The sequence below is a fragment of the Bradyrhizobium barranii subsp. barranii genome (assembly GCF_017565645.3).
GTDB classification, from domain to species: domain Bacteria; phylum Pseudomonadota; class Alphaproteobacteria; order Rhizobiales; family Xanthobacteraceae; genus Bradyrhizobium; species Bradyrhizobium barranii.
Genome location: NZ_CP086136.1, coordinates 9,789,810 through 9,806,423, shown reverse-complemented (window position 1 = coordinate 9,806,423; position 16,614 = coordinate 9,789,810). Strand labels below are relative to the sequence as shown.

Here is a 16,614-nt window from a genome sequence, read left to right as displayed (position 1 = left end):
CGCCACGCGGTTGGCGTGGGCCAGCTCCATCTGAGCCTCGCGGTAACGCTGCTCGTTCTCGCGTGCCTCGGTTTCGGCGCGCTTGCGCTCGCTGAGATCCAGCACGAAGGCAACGCCTTGCTCCTGCTCGTCGTCGAACAAGGCTCCGCCGGTCAGCACCGGCACCCGGCTGCCGTCCTTGCGGAAGAACGCCTTTTCGAACGGGTGGACAACCCGCGTCGCCTTCAATTCGGCCCGGGCGCGGTCGGTGCGCTCCTGCCATTCGGGCGGCGTCAGATCTGCCCAGCGCAACCGGCCTGCGGCGAGATCCTCGCGATCATATCCCATGGTCTTCAGGAACGCGTCGTTGGCATCGAGAATGTCGGGGGTGTGATCGAAGATGAAGATCCCGATGATGTTGGCCTCGACCAGCCGGCGGATCCGCGACTCCCGCTCCTGAAGCTCCCGGTACAGACGGGCATTGTCGAGCGAGGTCGCGGCCTCGGATGCGAGAAACTTGAGAATCGCGATCCGGGCGGGTGTGAAGACGCGCGAGGCGAGATTGTTCTCGAGATACAGAAATGCCACCGCCCTGCCTTGCTTGACGAGCGGCACGCACAAGGCTGATCGGACGTGCTTCTTCTGGATGTACTCGTCGCCGCCGAACGCGCTGCTCGTCGAGGCATCGTCGAGCACGACGCTTTCCTGGGTGCGAGCCGTGTAAAGCACGATCGACATCGGGACTTCGGCGGCGGAGATCGGTGAATCGGCGAGATCGAGAGTGATCGAACCGCCGCCAGTCACCGCGTCCGCCCGAATTCTCAGCTCGGAACCCCTCGGTAGAATCAGCACTCCGCGTTCCGCACCCGCATGCTCAATGGCCGAACGAAGCAGGGTCTCCGTGAGCTTCTCCAGCACGATCTCGCCTGAAACAGCCTCCGACACCTTGAGAACCGTCGCAAGGTCCAGCTGTTCGACAGGTGCACCGATCGTCCCTGCGGCGCTGAGCGCGGATCCTCGCTCCCGCAGGCCCGGATGGAGTTTCTCGAGCTGGCTCACCTTCGCCTCGGCGCCCCAGCGCGCGTAACAATCGCGCGCTTTTGTCAGGTAGGACAGAACTACCGTTCGAATGCCGCGCGCCTCGTAGAACCCTGCTGCGCGTTCCGCAGCGATCGCTTCGATCTGGGCGCAGCCGGATTCTTGCGCCAATCGGATCGATTCCTCGTACAGTTGTTCCGCCTCGAGTTCGCGACCTTCGATGCGCGCAAGCTCCGCCGCGACGAGCTTCTGCCGGGCAGCGTAATTCGCGGGGCAACGGTTGGACCAGACTGTCAGCTTGCGGTGGTGTTCGCGGAGGTCGTTGAGGCGTCGCTCGCGATCCTCGGGGCGCGATGCGTGATAAGCCCCGGCATGAGCGAGCGCCGTGTAGAACCGGTATTCGGTGAAATCCGAATAAGAGCGGGCGCACCATGAGAGCGCTTCTGCGCGTGCGGCGAGGGCAATCGCGACATCGTCACGTCCGGCAATGACTTCGATCTGAATTTGCGTCGCGTAGTAGAAGAAGGCGCTTATCGGTTCGCTCGCATCCGAGGGCTGAAGCGCCGCGGGGCTCTCGAAGTCATTCCGGCCATTGCGCCCCATAAGGCTCTGCGCCAGATCTCGTTGCCTGATGAGGCCCTCCGCAGCCAATCGGACGCCCAGACCCTCGGCGAATGCCAGAGACCGCTCGGCGCGCGAGCAGACGTCCATGAGCGGATCGCCGCAGAAGAGATCCACCGATATCAGTCCGCGATGCGAATACGCCGCGAATGCCAGATCTCCGGTCGTCAAGCAGATTGCGAGTGCGCGCCGAATGAACGGCCGTCCCGATCGGATCGGGAGAATCCATGGGGTCACGTGAAGGCCGAATACCAAAAGCGCCCGGCCGCTCAGCCCTGTCTGCGGCTGCCTGTCAGCAAGGGCTGCGCCAAATTGTGATAGCCGGAATCCAAGTTCAGCATCGGTTGAATTGCTCGCGAGCACGCCGAATATGGCGGTCAGCGGGTAGCACGCTTCAGGGCTGGTCCCGTGCTGGAGCGTCAGTCGAGTGGCCTCCAAGAGCATGGTGTCGGAGAGGTTGCGATCGGTGAGAAACGCAGGCGTGAGGAGGTCGGCCAGGACGCCCATGGTCGCACGATGATCCGGATCGGTCATCGGCGGTAGCGCATGAAGCTGCTCGTCGGACAGCTTTTCGGTCAAGCTCCGCAGGCGTCGCCGATCCTCGTCCACCTCGCTGCGGCTGGGATGAGGAGACCAGTCAATCCCGGTTCTGCGCAAAAATGCGAGGCAAACGTCGACCGCGCGCTCGAGCTGTCCCGCGGTGGTGTATAGCTGCGCCTGGAGTCTGGCGACCTCGGCGCTCGCCTGAATGTCCGAACAGCTCTGCGACAGGACCGTCAATTCCGCTTCCGCCGTGTTCAGCTCGCCGAGTAGGAATTTGCATTCGGCGTGGAGCAGGCCGATCGCGAAGGCGTCCCGGCTGCACCGCGGATGCCCTTCCTCTCCGAGCAGTTCGCGGGCGATTTCAAGGTAGGTTGCCGCCGCGTGGTAAGCCGTTGCATTTCGGGCGCGCCGGCCCGCGGCGAGATTGACGGCAATGACCTGTTCGCGTTCAGCGCCGTTCGTCAAAGCGGCGATGCCGCGGTTCAGCTGGTTGGCGACGATATAGACGCGCTCGTTGGTTTCGTCGGGCGTCAGCTGCGCTGCCAGGACCAGACCGATCCGAAGGTGCAGGGTCGTTCGCCTGTCCTGGTCCGGTTGAAGCGCATAAGCGGCCTCTTGCACGCGATCGTGCACGAACGCGTAAGAGCTCTTGAGGCGTCGGACCAGCTCGAGACGCGTCGCGTCTCGCAAATCAGCGTGCAGCGTCTGCTCCGATGCTCCGTGCACGAGGCAGAGCATTGCGATCTCGGCGCTGTTGCCCAGGCAGGCCAGCTCCAGCAGGGCCCGACGTGTCTCGTCGCGCAAACCGCTCAGCTTGCCGACCATGAGACGCGCGACGTTTTCGGCGTAGCTCTTTTCCTTGATGCGTTCGAGATCCCAGTGCCACTGTCGCCTGTCATGATCGAAGGCCAGTAGTTCTTCTTCGGCCAGTGCCCGCAGAAACTGCGTGAGAAAGAACGGATTCCCGTTCGTCTTCTCGTATATCAGCTGCGCCAGGGGCATGGCGTATGCCGGCTCGCAGTGAAGTGCATCCGCGGTGAATTCCTCGACGGCAGCGCTGGTGAGGGGTGCCAGGTCGATTTCCCGCACCCGTTTACGGGAGGCCCGAATTTCGACGAGCCGTTGTGCCAGCGGATGTTTGACGTCGACATCCTTGCGTCGATAGGCGGCAATGAGAAGCAGATTTTGCAGGTCGGATCTGTTCAGAAGAAACGCGATCAGATCCAGTGTGGCCACGTCGAGCCACTGCAGGTCGTCGAAGAAAAGCACGAGTGGATGGTGAGGCTTGGCGAAGATGCCAATGAAGCGTCGAACGACGAGTTGGAAGCGTCGCTGTGCGTCTTGCGGGGGGCATCCGGGACAGGTGGCTGATCCCCGATCACCAGCCGCAGCTCCGGTACGAGATCCACCATCAGTTGACCGAGATTGCCCAGCGCTTCGTGCAGTGCGCTACGCCAGGGTGCCAGATCGGCATCGCTCTTGGCGAGGAGGCCTCGGATAAGGCCTTGAAGCGCATGCGCGAGCGTCGCGTAAGGCATATCGCGCTTGTGCTGATCGAACTTGCCGGAGGCGAAGAACCCTCCTAACGGGATCAAGGCCTTGTGCATTTCGTCGACGAAAGCGGACTTGCCGATACCGGAGGGGCCGGACACCAGGATCAACTCAACTCGGGCGTGCCGCTCCGGGTGACGCGATCGAACGAGGTGAGCAACGCCTCGATCTCGTGCTCCCTGCCGTAGAGCCGTTCGGGAATCAGCAGGCGGTCCGGTGTATCGGTTTGGGCCAGGACGAAATCATCGATTCGTCCCTGCGCTTCCCATTCGGCGAGTGACCGTTCGAGGTCGCTCTTGAGACCGGCTGCGGTCTGGTAGCGGTCCTCGGCCGTCTTGGCGAGGAGCTTCATGATGATCGCCGACACGGCATAAGGCACGCCATTGACTCGTTCGGCGGGCGGAACGGCACGTCTCGCGATGTGGCTGTGCACCCATTCCATCGGACTGGCCGCGGTGAACGGCAGTGCGCCCGTCAGCATCCGGTAGTACGTCACGCCGATTGCGTACAGATCGCTGCGGGAATCGACGGACCGGTTCATGCGGCCGGTCTGCTCGGGCGCCATGTAGGCCAGCGTGCCCGCCATGGTCTCCGGTGGTTCGAGCTGCTGTCGCTCGCGCGGCAAGCGAGATGCGAGGCCAAATCCGGTGATCCTGACCTCGTCTGCCCCGGTCACCAGAAGATTGGCCGGCTTCAAATCCTTGTGGACCAGGCCCTGCCGATGCAGCTGATCGACGGCGGTGGTGATGCCGAGAGCCAATCGCAGAAACCGGGTCAGCTTCATCGGCGCGCCGAGCAGTTGTTCGAGCGGCTCGCTGCCGGGATCTTCCAGTATCAGCAAGATTCGACCACCGTCGCGGATCAGCTCCAGCGGCCGTACGGCCCAGGTCCCATCGAGTTCGTCGCGCAAGGCGTATTCATGGGCGAGCCGGTCGAGGACCGCGGCCGGCGGATGTTCCGTCGCCGCCCTTACGGTCAGGACGCTGTTGACGTCTCCATCGGCGCCCCGGCGCCATTCACGGCAAAAGACGCGCTCGCCGTCGTCCCATGACGCCTTGAGACCGGCATTGCCATTCGTGGATACCCGCGAGGATACGTCCATCTGCCGGACTCCGGAACTAGCCGGCCAGTCGATTGAAAAGGAGGGAAAGGTGTTCACCTGTCCCGTTCGGGAACGTACTCCCAACGCCAATCCCCAACAATAGCCGGGATCGGAGCCGCGGTATGGGCCACATTCCGATTTCGGGGCGTGGCTCAACCAACTGCAAAGCCGTCATCGATCGGAATAGTGAACTGGAAGACGGCTCCGCGCTGCTGGCTTCAGGCTGTTCACTCTGCGAACAACCTGGCTGAAGTTCCAGACCCTCCAGCTTTGAGCGTGGGGGAATTGCGGGATTCTTCGAAAGGTCATTCAGCGAGGACAGTGTCAAGATCTGTAAGCCGTCGCCGCAAACCTACGCTCGAATGGAGAATGAACTTGGCGTCCGTCCCTCGCAGCTCTGCATGATCGCCTGCCACGCCTGGGATACGCGCAACGCCGTGGCGGCCGGCTGGGAAGCTGCGTTCATCAGGCGGCCCGGCACGCTGATCCTGCTCTTCCAGTGCTGCCCGGCGCTATTGCATCGCTTCCTGTCGAACAATCCCGTTCTGAGCCGGCGATACGTCGGCTGCTGCCCGGAGGAGGTCCCGCTTGAGCAGATAGACGGAAGCCGCAAGCAGTACGACGTCCTTCATGAGGAAGAGGAACGGCAACGTGGCCGCAGGAAAGCCGCCGGCCGGCGCGGCCCAGGCGTCGGGGAAAAACGGAATGATCGTGACGGTGGCGACATAGGTCGCGCATGAACCCAGCGACCCCAGGACCGCCAGTCTTCTGTTCCAGAAGCCGAGCAGAAGAAGCAATCCAAACAGCAATTCCGCTGAACCCAGGAAGTAGGCCGCGCCGCGCACGCCAAACACCGGATACAGCCAGAAGATCAGCGGACCATTGCTGATGAACGGAATCAACGCGTGCGCTTCGTAGTCGAACCATTTCTGGCAGCTGAAGACGAAGAAGACGATGATCATCGCCACACGCGTGGCATGGTAGTCAAAATCACCTCTGACCAGATCGAGCTCGGACAGTTTCTTTATGAGATGGTCCATCTGATGTCGTCTCATCCTCGAGGTCGCGGATTGGCGGCAAGGGCGGCGTCGACGTCTGTCGTTATCCGAACGGTAGCCAAGCTTCGAAGGACGCGCTGTGCGCGGATTATCGTGCTTTTTTCAAACTTGCGCTGTTCGGCCGCAGGCGGCCGGGATCGGCGTGGCCTGACATCGCGTCGCCCTCGGTGGCTCGCCCTTGGCGCCGCAAACCCATACCAAAGTATGGGTCTGTGCATCACAATCGCGAGATTGTCGGAGGCACCCACCGAACGCATGCTCGAGGCCGACATGCGCAACCGATCATGGCGCAGCTACTGGATTTTCCTCTGTTGGGGAGACCGAACATGTGCCTCTCGCGAACAAGCATCGAACGCCACGACAGCAGCCGCCTGGTCAACTGGAGAGCGGCTTGCGCTTCAATCGCCCGTGTTGCGATCGCGTTTCGATGATGATCGCGTCTTGCGAGGGTAAGTCAGGTGAAGGTCCCTTACGTAGGTGTCGTCGATGACGACGAGGCCCTGTGCCTGTCTTTGGTGGATCTGATGCGATCGATCGGCTACCGCTCCGAGCCGTTTGACAGGGCCGAAGCGCTGCTGAGCTACGCCGGCCGGTTCAGCTTCGACTGCATCATTGCCGACGTTCACATGCCTGGAATGGGTGGGCTCAACCTCGTTCGCGAGCTCCAGCAGCAGAAGGTCGGAGCGCCGGTGATTCTCATTACCGCGCTTCCTCACAAGCAGCTGGACGCCGAAGCGGCCTCGATCGGCGCATTCTGCCTTCTCAGAAAGCCGTTCGAAACGAGCGCGCTGCTTGAGTGTCTCGACAGGAGCCTTCGAAGATGAAAGCGCTCTCGGGTGACGACATCACGTCCTCTATGGCGACGCCATCGTCCTGCGGCGACGATCCCGGGCGTGCACGACCCCGGGGGGATACGGATCCGCCGCGTCATGATCGCCGGAAGGCGGCCCGTTGGGAGAGATGGAACGATTGTTCGGAGCGATGGGGCCGGCTCTTGCTTGCGGCGCGAGCAGGGGATGGAGACGCATATGAGCGATTGCTGCGGGAGCTGGATCTGTGGCTTCGGGCCTACTACGCGCGCCGGCTTCCCTATCCCGCCGCCGACGATGCGAGGCAGGAGGTGCTCCTGGCCATTCACGCGAAACGCCACACGTTTGCGGCCTCGAAGCCCTTCGGCGCCTGGGTCACGGCGATTGCCCGCTATAAATGGGTCGATCGTGTGCGCGATGCGTCTCGCTACAGCGCGCTCGCGCTCGACGAAGACATCGCAATCGAGGATCACGAAGGTGCCGCGATCAGCGCTGCCGCGCTGGACCAGCTGCTTGGGCGGTTGAAGCCTGCGCAAGAGAGCGTGATCCGCCTCGTGAAGCTCAATGGTCTGAGTATCGCGCGAGCGGCCGGTGCGACCGGACAGTCGGCGGCCCTGGTCAAGATCAATATCCATCGCGGCCTGAAGAAATTGTCCACATTGGTCTCCTGACGTCATTGCGGCCGCGGGCCGGGCCGACCGAGACGTCGTGCGAAGGAAAGCCGAAATTGCTTCAACTCCAGAACGAAATGCGATCTACGGTGGCCGACCTGACGGCGGCGTTCCGCTATGACATCATGGAAGGGCTGAGCCTCGCGCCAAAGGCAATTCCGGCGAGATGGCTTTATGACCGCCGCGGATCGGCTCTGTTTGAAGCCATCACGCTGCTGCCCGAATACTACCCGACTCGAACCGAGCGATCGATCCTTGCGTCCGCAGCATCGGAAATCGCCGCGCTCGCGGGGCCGGGCCGCGCAGTCATAGAATTCGGCTCAGGCTCGTCGGCAAAGACGCGACTGTTGCTGGCAGAGACGGAGCCTTCTGCCTATGTGCCGATCGACATCTCGGGCGAATTCCTCCGGGAGGTTGCGGCAGGCCTGACCCATGCATTCCCGGGGCTGCCGATCTATCCAACCGAGGCCGACTTCACTTATCCCTTTTCTTTGCCGGAAGAGATTGGGGCGACCGCGCGCCTCGGCTTCTTTCCGGGGTCGACGATCGGAAACCTCACTGTGCCTGCGGCGGTCGATCTGTTGCGGGCGATGGCGGTGACCCTGGGTGCCGGATCGATGCTGCTGATCGGCATCGATCGTATCAAGCATCAGGATGTTCTGCTGCCGGCATATGACGACACGCAAGGGTTGACGGCCGCATTCAATCTCAACCTCTTGCATCGGATCAATCGCGAGCTGGGCGGCTCGATTCCCCTGGGCGCCTTTCGCCATTTGGCACGCTGGAATGATGCGGAGGCGCGTATCGAGATGCATCTGGAAGCCACGCGCGACGTCCGCTTCGAGGTCGACGGTCGCGTCTTCTCGTTGTCGAAGGGCGAGACCATCCACACGGAGAACAGCCTCAAATACGGGCGGAGGGATGCCTTCGTCCTGCTGCAGGCCGGCGGATGGCATCCCGTCGCCGATTGGAGTGACGACAGCGGGCTCTTCTCGGTCATTCTCGCGGAGCAAAGGCCCGCGCCGGCGGCGCCCTAGGATGAATCGGGGCGCAGACGGAATCATTTCCAACAATATCGCCTCAATCGGCGCAATCCACGAACAGCGAGGCTCGTACACATGCTGCATAATGTGCGCGTCATCATGGCAATCAACTGCGTTGAGGCGCGACCATGCAACTCCGTTCATCCCTCATCCTGAGCTTCGCCGCCATACCTCTAACCGCCCTGGCAGATCCACTCCCGGCGCCGTCGCCGAAAGCGCCGAGCCCGGCTGAGACCGTCCAGGTGCAGCCGCGCGGAAATGAATTCATGCCGAATTCAGTCGCCGAGGATGCGTTGCAGAAGCGCATTACCGACTTCAACCGGAAACTGGAAGGTCTGGACGCAGATCTCGACAAGAAGCTGAAAATCTGCCGCGGGTGTTGATCGAAATCCGGTTCAGCAAACAGCGATAGGTCTGCACATGAGGCACACTGTCACCGGTTCGTTCCACGACGGCGGAAGCGGGTGCGCGCACTTTGAGCGGATCGCTCCGATCCGGGATGACGAGCTCGAGCTTGTCGTCAGGGAATTGCAGCATCGCATGCGCAATATCCTCAGCATCGTTCTGTGCTTCGTGAACAACACTGATGCGAATACGACCGCCGATTTTCGCGAGGCGCTCTCGGCACGGATCGCGACCCTGTCCGACGCCTACAGGATGATCGAATCCGCGGGAGAGCAGCGCGTGTCTCTCGCGGCGATGCTGGAGCGAACGCTCAAACCGCACGCGATGTTTCACAGAGGCCGCATTCTGCTCGCGGGGCCGGACCTCACGCTGGAGCCGCACATCGCCTTGGCGCTGCACGTCATCATTCACGAGCTGGCTACCAACGCGAGCAAGTACGGCGCGCTGACATCGACGGCAGGAGCCGTCGAGGTGATCTGGGAGAGTCCGCCCTATCTCGGCGGACAAGGTCTTGCGATCCAGTGGCGCGAGCGCGGCGGACCGATTGTGACCAAGCCAGAACGCAGAGGCTTTGGCACGCAACTGATCGCAAGGGCCCTGCCGGGCGCGCAGGTCGATCTCGACTTCGCACCCGACGGTCTTGTCTGCCGGCTTCTGATCGATCTCGGTCAGACGCTGACCACGCAAGGGCCTGTCAGTTAGGATCAGGAGGATCGACACCATGAGTACATTGGCGAGTGCCCCGCGCAAATCGTTCGCAAGCAGGCTGCCGATATCGGGGCTGCTTGCGGGAGACCTGGATTACCACATTGTCCGGGCGTCGATGGTGATCCTGTTCTTCTTCTTCGGCTACCAGAAATGGTGGGCGTACGAGGCGGATCGCCTGGACCCCTTCATCAGCAACGGTCCGCTGATCTGGTGGCTCTATCCCGCTTTCGGCCATCAAGGTGCCAGTTGGTTCCTCGGCGTCGCCGAATGGACCTTTGGTGCTTTGATATTCGCGGGCTTCTGGAGCAAGCGCCTCGGGATTCTGGGCGCCCTAGGGTCGACCGGCACCTTCATCGCAACAGTCACGATCATTCCGTTTATGCCGGACGGTTGGGACGCTGCTGCAGGCGGCTTTCCGGCGATGACTGGCAACGTTCCGTTCCTGATGAAGGATGTCGTGCTGCTTGCGGTATCGTTGTATCTGCTGAAGCAGGATGCGGCCCGTGTCCTGCGACTTGAGGCTTGAGATACACGGCAAGGCAGATGCAGATCATGGCCAGCGCGAACATGGGATAGTGCAACGAGACGGCCGCCGCGGCGAGGAAGCCGAACAGGGTGGTCAAGGATCGCATGCGCATCACCATGCGCGCCTGGCTCGGGATCTCCTCGATCGCCGGCCGGTCGACGGCTTCCCAGCACAGCAACAGATAGGTCGCGTTCACCAGGGCGAATACGCCGGCATAGACGGTGACGGGCAGCGGCGCCAGCTTTGAGCTCGCGATCCAGGCTGTCGAGAACGGCAGCAGCGATACGGAAAACAGATGAGCGAAGTTTCCCCAGATCAGTCGGGGTGTCGCCGCGCTGGCATAGTGCAGAAGATGGTGATGGTTCACCCAGACGATGGCGATGAAGAGATAGCTGACTGCGTAGCCGATGACGGTCGGCCAGAGTTCGAATAGAGCATCGAGGCTCGGAGCGTGTGGCGGGCGCAGGTCCAGGGCGAGAATTGTAATAACGACTGCAAAAACCGCATCCGAGAGGGCATTCAGGCGTTCTGTCTTCGGAGAGTCCGCGGTCATCATTCTCGTCCTTTGCCGATGCAGGCCTGCCCGGCAGTGTCTCGACGCCCCGATCGGGCCTGAACAGCAGGCGAGTCATGCCGACGGCGAGCGGGGCGCAATGCCGTTGCTCCGCACTTTCGTGGACATTCGGAGCAAACGTCGCATCGGTTACACCTGCTTCGAAAAGAATCGGGGCGAATGCGCAACGACGTGCATGGCGCGGGCTCGTGAACCGCGGCTCTCGCGACCAAACTTGGCAACGTTCGCAAGTCCCGTTACATGTTGCGGCGTACTGACGCGCTCTCGTCCCACCCCTCGATACGCAAGCGGCGGGGTGATGCGTCGAGACGTCTGGAAATGATTTTCACGACGAGACATCTCGGTATGAGGCTTGATAACGAGACGCACGAACTGGATCTGGTCGCAAAGGCGTTTCAGATTATCTCGAGAGAAATCAGCTGTCAGGGATTGGCCAAGGCTCTTCTCATGGAGGCGCTGAGTTACTCCGGGGCCAGTCGGGGGGGCGATCCTGCTCAGCGGACAAAGAGAGTTGCTTGCCAAGGCCGATGCGAGCTTCCCGCGCGAGAGGGCGAACTTCCTTGCCTCCTTCCCGCCGCACGCCGAATTCCGCTTGCCGAGCGACCTTGCCGAACAGGTGCTCGATCGAAAGCAAACGGTCGTGAGGCAAGCCGGCGCGGAGAGCTCGGCACTGATCGATCCCGCAAACCCGCCGTCTGGAAAGATAGCGCAGCTGTGCCTGCCGTTGATTCACCAGCACTGGGCGATTGGCGTTCTCTATCTCGAAGCGGATGGAGATGCGGAGATCTTCACGCCGCGATGCGTCTGGGTGACATCCATGCTGGCCAATCAGGCCGCCGTCTCATTCGAATCCGTCCGCCTGTTCGAGGCGCTGCGCGAGACCAATATGTGGATGGTCAGAGGTCAGCAGATCGGCGGGATGGGCAGCTATCGCTGGAACACGCGCACCCTGCTCTCGCGCGGATCGCGCGAATGTTACCGCATCCTGGATATCGACCTGGACGTGAACCCCGTCCCATTCGAGGTGTTCAGGAGCCGGGTCCATCCCGAGGATTATCCCGCGCTGGAGCAGGACCTCACCGAGGCGATCAGCACGAAGTCGCCCTTCACCCACGAGTACCGCGTGGTCCACCGGGACGGCAAGACGTTGCATGTCGTGGCCGTTGGGCAATTCGATGAGGGCCCCACGGGAGACCTCGAGCTGGAAGGCATCATCACGGACGTCTCGCAACGGAAGGCGGCGGAGCAGGCTCTCGCCGACGCGCGAAACGAGCTTGCGCGGGCGACGGGTCTGACGTCCCTTGGCGAACTCGCCGGCTCGATCATTCACGAGATCGATCAGCCGCTGACGGGGATGATCATGAGTGCGGAAGCTTGCCTCCGGTGGCTCGCCCGGGATCCCGTTCAAGCCGCGGAGGCCCGGAAATCGGTCGCACGCATTATCAGGCAGGCACGTCGAGCTGCGGAGGTTGTGACCGGGGTCCGCTCTCTCGTGAGGGGCACGCAGGTCCATTTTGCCGAGTTCGATATCAACGATGCGGTTGCGGAGGTTCTGCTTCTGTCGAACAGGGAAATCGAGCGGGCCGGGGTCATCGTCCGTACCGACTTCGATCGATCATCGCCGCGTGTCGAAGCAGACCGTGTTCAGGTCCAGCAGGTCGCGCTCAATCTCGTGCGCAATGCGATCGAGGCCATGACCGGGGTCGAGGACGGGAACCGCATTTTGGCCCTCTCTTCGGGGGTCGCCGATGGTATGATTTCCGTGGCAATCGCGGATACTGGGGGCGGCATCAGCCCGGCTGATAGAGAGCGGGTCTTCGAGACGCTCTATACGACGAAGGGAGCGGGACTCGGTCTGGGACTGTCGATCTGCCGCAAGATAGTGAAACTCCACGGAGGACAGCTATGGGTGGAAGAAAACGGGAGGTGCGGAGCGAAGTTCACCTTCGCTCTCCCGCTTCGCCAGGCGGTTCAGACGTCGGAAAGCCGGTAGACATGCCTCCTTCCGGCGTTGTTCATATCGTCGACGATGACCGCGCGGTTCGCGAGTCCCTTGGCGACCTGCTCGAGTCCCTGCACTACAAGGTCGCCCTGTACGGATCTGCTTCGGACTTCCTGAAGGTTGAGCTGTCGGACGCCCCTGCGTGTCTGGTGCTGGATGTCAGATTGCCGGGCACGAGTGGCTTGGAGCTGCAGGAGTACCTGACGAAAATCAATGTCGGAATCCCGGTGATCCTGATGACCGCCTTTGGCGACATTCCCATGTCGGTAAGAGGCATGAAGCTGGGGGCGGTCGATTTTCTCACCAAGCCGATACGGGGTCAGGATCTTCTCGATGCGATCACCGCCGCGATCCGAAAGGACATCGATCGGCGCGACGACAGCGCGCACCTGGCGCAGTTGCAGGAGAAGTTTGCACTCCTGACCACGCGCGAGCGGCAAGTGATGACGCTGGTGGCATCCGGTCTGATGAACAAGCAGGTCGCCAGCGAGCTCTCGATCAGCGAAGCGACGGTCAAGATGCATCGTGGCAGCGTGATGCGGAAGCTCGGGGCAAAGACCGCGGCAATGCTCGTTCGAATGGCAGAAGCGCTCCAACTCCAGGGCTGAAGCTTCGGGACTGGCATCTCGTGCTGAATCATCTCAGCACCGTCCCTGCATGCGACCCATACCTAAGTATGGGCCGGAACAGCACAAGCGTGAGATTGCCCGCCAGCGTGATGAAAAGCATGTTGCCCCTGTGCGGTGCTGCCAGCCGGCGTTGGCAGCGCGCCTTGACCGGAGAGGTAACGCCACGTGCAGCTTGCGGCTTCAACGCCCGTATCCAGGCGATCAGGGCATCTCCTCCGTGCAGAAATTCGTTGACGATTGGACGCGGCCATCCGGAGCACAGAACAGGGCGACGACGATGGGGATGTACGTATCAAATTCGAGTGAGAGCACGCCAAGGATGGTCGTCTCCGCTTCGCCAATCCGGCCGGTGGACGAGACGCTGTCTTCCAGGTCGTCCGACGCGGCGCTTCATCCGACGGTCAGCATAACGCCTTCCGAGCCGGTGAAGCGCCTTGGGATAGGCTGGCGTTGGTGGTTTTCGGAGAGCGTTCACCTCCCGGTCGGCAACAGGATCGAATTTCGCTTTCAGGGATCGAGACATCTCCTGGCGTTGTACAACGAGGGAGCGCGGAAAAGCGGTGAGACCTCCATCGATGGCTTCTGCTCGTCGAAGCTGCGCGGTTCTGAGCACAGGCTGACCTTTGTCCCGGCGGGACGCGCCTATCGCGAATGGCATGAGACTGCCTCGTCGGCGCAGGTGACCTTCCTCTATTTCGATCCCGCCGCGTTTTATAAGTCCGACGGCGGCGCGGCCGGGCTCGCGCCAAGAATATACTTCGAGGATCCGCTGGTCTGGGAGACCGCCTCCAAGTTGAAGAAGGCGATCGAGAGCGCGGAGACGAATTGCGCGCCTTACCTCGAGGCGCTCTGCGGCGTGCTCGCCCACGAGCTGTCCAGGTCCGATCACGATCTTGTTCGCGAGCCGGCAGCGGTCAGTCGTGGAGGTCTCGCGGGCTGGCAGAAGCGTGTCGTGGTCGAGTACGTCGAGGGGCATCTGGGAGAACAGGTCTGCCTCCTCAAGCTCGCCGAGCTCGTCAGGCTCAGCGTTCACCACTTCTGCCGCGCTTTCAAGAAGTCGTTCGGAATCCCGGCCTACCAGTATCAGGTGCAGCGACGTATGGAGTTCGCCAAGCTGCGGCTGGCGGATCGCGCGGTATCGATTACGGACATCGCACTCAGCCTGGGCTATGCGCAAACGAGCTCCTTCAGCTCCGCCTTTCGCAAAGCGACGGGTTGGACTCCTACGGACTATCGCAGGGAGTTCGAATGAATAGATCCGAGGGGCGATAGATCGGGCAGAGGAGGCGACAGGCGGTCTCGTACGGGCAGAAATCCCCGGGGAGTCTGTAACCGGATCGCCCCGAGCCACGAAATGTCCAGGTGAGACCGCCTCGGATCGGCTGCCATCGGATCATCGATTTCACCGGGCGCAACAGGTGTCGAGGGAGGGACCACAGATGACGAGCATTCGATACCGCAAGGCGGATGTGGACGGACTGAACGTATTTTACCGGGAGGCTGGCCGGGCTGACGCGCCCGCCTTGCTGCTGCTGCACGGATTTCCGACGGCCGGCCACATGTTCCGCGAGCTGATCCCGGCGCTCTCGGATCGCTTCCGACTGGTGGCGCCGGATTTGCCCGGGTTCGGCCAGTCCGACATGCCGGCTCGCGAAAGCTTTGCCTATACGTTCGCCGCGTTGGCGCAGGTGATCGAACGGTTCACAGAAGTCATCGGACTTCCTCGCTTCTCGCTCTACGTCTTCGACTATGGCGCGCCGACTGGCTTTCGGATGGCTCTTCGACATCCCGAACGCATCGTTTCCATCATCTCGCAGAATGGCAATGCCTATGAGGAGGGATTGAGCGAAGGCTGGAGCCCGATCCGGGCTTACTGGCAAGATGCATCGCAAGCGAATCGGGCGGTGCTGCGATCATTCCTTTCGCCGGAGACGACGGTCTGGCAATACACCCACGGGGTGCCTGACGCCTCCCTGATCTCCCCCGACGGATACACGCTCGACAACCATTATCTCGAGCGCCCTGGCGCGGACGAGGTCCAGCTCGATCTTTTCGGCGACTACAGGACCAACGTCGCCATGTATCCGGAATTCCAGGCCTACTTCCGCAAGCACAAGCCGCCCTTCCTGGCGGTGTGGGGCAAGAGCGATCCCTTTTTCCTGCCGGCGGGCGCGAAGGCGTTTCAGCGCGACATGCCGGGCGCCGAAGTGCGCTTCTTCGACACGGGGCACTTTGCGCTCGAGACTCATGCGCGGGAGATCGCAGCGGCGATCGGTGATTTTCTTGGCCAGCTGAATTCGAATGGGTAACCGCCGCTTCCCTCGCCGCGAGAAACGTCAGGAGAGCCATCATGCGCGCTATCGTTCTTGAAAAATTCGGTGGTTTGGACAGCCTCGTCTATCGGGATGTTCCGGAGCCGGAGCCGCAGCCTGGTCATGCCGTCATCGAGGTCAAGGGATTCGGCATCAATCATGCGGAAATGCACATGCGCCGGGGCGAATGGGCCGAAGCGGCGCCGATCAGCGGTATCGAATGCGTCGGTCTCGTGAAGTCGTGCCCGGGCGGCGAATTTCCGGTAGGCGCCAAGGTGGCCGCATTGATGGGCGGTCTCGGCCGGACCATCAACGGTAGCTACGCCGAATACACGCGTGCGCCGGTCTCGAATGTCGCATCGATCGATGCGGATTTGCCATGGGCCGAGCTCGCAGCGATCCCCGAAACCTTCGCGACGGCATGGACCTGTCTCTTTCGAAATCTCGATCTCGAGAAGGGTCAGCTTCTCGTCATCCGCGGAGCGACGTCCTCGTTCGGTCAGGCGGCACTCAAGCTCGCGGTCAATGCCGGCGCGCGGGTCATCGCGACGACGCGCAGCCGGGAGCGCTTTGCCATGCTGGAGAAGCTCGGAGCCGCGCGGTGCGAAATTGAACGGCGCGATGTCTCAAAGCATCTGCCCGAGGCGAAGCAGGTCGACGCGGTCCTGGACCTCGTCGGCAACAGCGTCGTGCTCGACTCCCTCGCCATGCTTCGCCGCGGCGGCCGCTCCTGTCTCGCCGGCTGGCTCGGCGGGCTTGATCCGATTCCGGATTTCAACCCGCTGCTGCAGATGCCGAGCGGCGTCTATCTGACCTTCTTCGGCAGCTTCGTGTTCGGCACGCCCGGGTTCCCGCTCTCCGACGTGCCGTTGCGGGAAATCGCCGCCGACGCGGCGGCCGGCCGGCTGGACGTCAAGCCGGCGCGGATCTTTCGCTTCGACGAGATTCGCGAGGCGCACCGCGTCATGGAGGCGAACGAGGCCGTCGGAAAGATGGTCGTCGTTCGCGACTGATATTTACAAGCTTGGTATTGGGGAGGGTTC

13 protein-coding genes and 2 pseudogenes are annotated in these 16,614 nt (G+C 62.1%); 11 read left to right on the top strand and 4 right to left on the bottom strand.

The genetic code is table 11. The features are described 5' to 3' along the window. Window positions 1–126: 126 nt before the first annotated feature. The 3 genes and pseudogenes from J4G43_RS47710 to J4G43_RS47705 form a co-directional block, all read right to left on the bottom strand. Window positions 127–3,845 (bottom strand): annotated as a pseudogene (locus tag J4G43_RS47710) (AAA family ATPase); the annotation flags it as partial. Next, complete coding sequence (locus J4G43_RS55790; protein WP_321576305.1) at window positions 3,839–4,834, bottom strand: serine/threonine protein kinase; 996 nt, start codon at window positions 4,832–4,834, stop codon at window positions 3,839–3,841. The pseudogene J4G43_RS47710 and the gene J4G43_RS55790, both read right to left, overlap by 7 nt. Before the next feature lie 512 nt (window positions 4,835–5,346). Next, window positions 5,347–5,874 (bottom strand): YkgB family protein, encoded by a 528-nt coding sequence (locus tag J4G43_RS47705; protein WP_208089005.1) that lies wholly within the window; start codon window positions 5,872–5,874, stop codon window positions 5,347–5,349. A 476-nt stretch (window positions 5,875–6,350) separates the two neighbouring features. Between J4G43_RS47705 and J4G43_RS47700 the strand changes: the two genes are divergently transcribed. From J4G43_RS47700 to J4G43_RS47675, 6 genes are all read left to right on the top strand, one after another. Continuing rightward, window positions 6,351–6,716 carry a response regulator transcription factor gene (locus tag J4G43_RS47700; protein ID WP_063980875.1) on the top strand — a complete coding sequence of 122 codons (366 nt, stop codon included), beginning with the start codon at window positions 6,351–6,353 and terminating at the stop codon, window positions 6,714–6,716. Between the two features lie 212 nt (window positions 6,717–6,928). Next, window positions 6,929–7,372 carry a sigma-70 family RNA polymerase sigma factor gene (locus J4G43_RS47695; RefSeq protein ID WP_223153778.1) on the top strand — a complete coding sequence of 148 codons (444 nt, stop codon included), beginning with the start codon at window positions 6,929–6,931 and terminating at the stop codon, window positions 7,370–7,372. An 89-nt stretch (window positions 7,373–7,461) separates the two neighbouring features. Next, a complete protein-coding gene (egtD, locus tag J4G43_RS47690; RefSeq protein ID WP_225005565.1) occupies window positions 7,462–8,409 on the top strand; it encodes an L-histidine N(alpha)-methyltransferase in 948 nt (315 codons plus the stop codon). Between the two features lie 134 nt (window positions 8,410–8,543). After that, window positions 8,544–8,798, top strand: a complete 255-nt coding sequence (locus J4G43_RS47685; protein ID WP_063980878.1) for a hypothetical protein — start codon at window positions 8,544–8,546, stop codon at window positions 8,796–8,798. A 37-nt stretch (window positions 8,799–8,835) separates the two neighbouring features. Continuing rightward, a complete protein-coding gene (locus tag J4G43_RS47680) occupies window positions 8,836–9,522 on the top strand; it encodes a sensor histidine kinase (protein ID WP_208089002.1) in 687 nt (228 codons plus the stop codon). A gap of 19 nt (window positions 9,523–9,541) precedes the next feature. Then, complete coding sequence (locus J4G43_RS47675; RefSeq protein WP_208089001.1) at window positions 9,542–10,054, top strand: YkgB family protein; 513 nt, start codon at window positions 9,542–9,544, stop codon at window positions 10,052–10,054. 331 nt (window positions 10,055–10,385) lie between these two features. On the opposite strand, the pseudogene J4G43_RS47670 reads toward J4G43_RS47675, so the two are convergent. Then, window positions 10,386–10,607 (bottom strand): annotated as a pseudogene (locus J4G43_RS47670) (TMEM175 family protein); the annotation flags it as partial. Between the two features lie 532 nt (window positions 10,608–11,139). Here J4G43_RS47670 and J4G43_RS47665 point away from each other — a divergent pair. From J4G43_RS47665 to J4G43_RS47645, 5 genes are all read left to right on the top strand, one after another. Beyond that, window positions 11,140–12,621 carry an ATP-binding protein gene (locus J4G43_RS47665; protein ID WP_208089000.1) on the top strand — a complete coding sequence of 494 codons (1,482 nt, stop codon included), beginning with the start codon at window positions 11,140–11,142 and terminating at the stop codon, window positions 12,619–12,621. A 2-nt stretch (window positions 12,622–12,623) separates the two neighbouring features. After that, window positions 12,624–13,238 carry a response regulator transcription factor gene (locus J4G43_RS47660; RefSeq protein ID WP_208088999.1) on the top strand — a complete coding sequence of 205 codons (615 nt, stop codon included), beginning with the start codon at window positions 12,624–12,626 and terminating at the stop codon, window positions 13,236–13,238. A gap of 340 nt (window positions 13,239–13,578) precedes the next feature. Beyond that, the gene (locus tag J4G43_RS47655) at window positions 13,579–14,511 is read left to right on the top strand and encodes a helix-turn-helix transcriptional regulator (protein WP_208088998.1); all 933 of its coding nucleotides are present in this window, start codon (window positions 13,579–13,581) and stop codon (window positions 14,509–14,511) included. 187 nt (window positions 14,512–14,698) lie between these two features. Then, on the top strand, window positions 14,699–15,568 hold the full coding sequence (locus J4G43_RS47650) for an alpha/beta fold hydrolase (protein WP_208088997.1): 870 nt from the start codon (window positions 14,699–14,701) through the stop codon (window positions 15,566–15,568). Between the two features lie 41 nt (window positions 15,569–15,609). Continuing rightward, entirely contained in the window at window positions 15,610–16,584 is a 975-nt protein-coding gene (locus tag J4G43_RS47645; protein WP_208088996.1) for a zinc-binding alcohol dehydrogenase family protein, read from the top strand. Window positions 16,585–16,614: the final 30 nt, after the last annotated feature.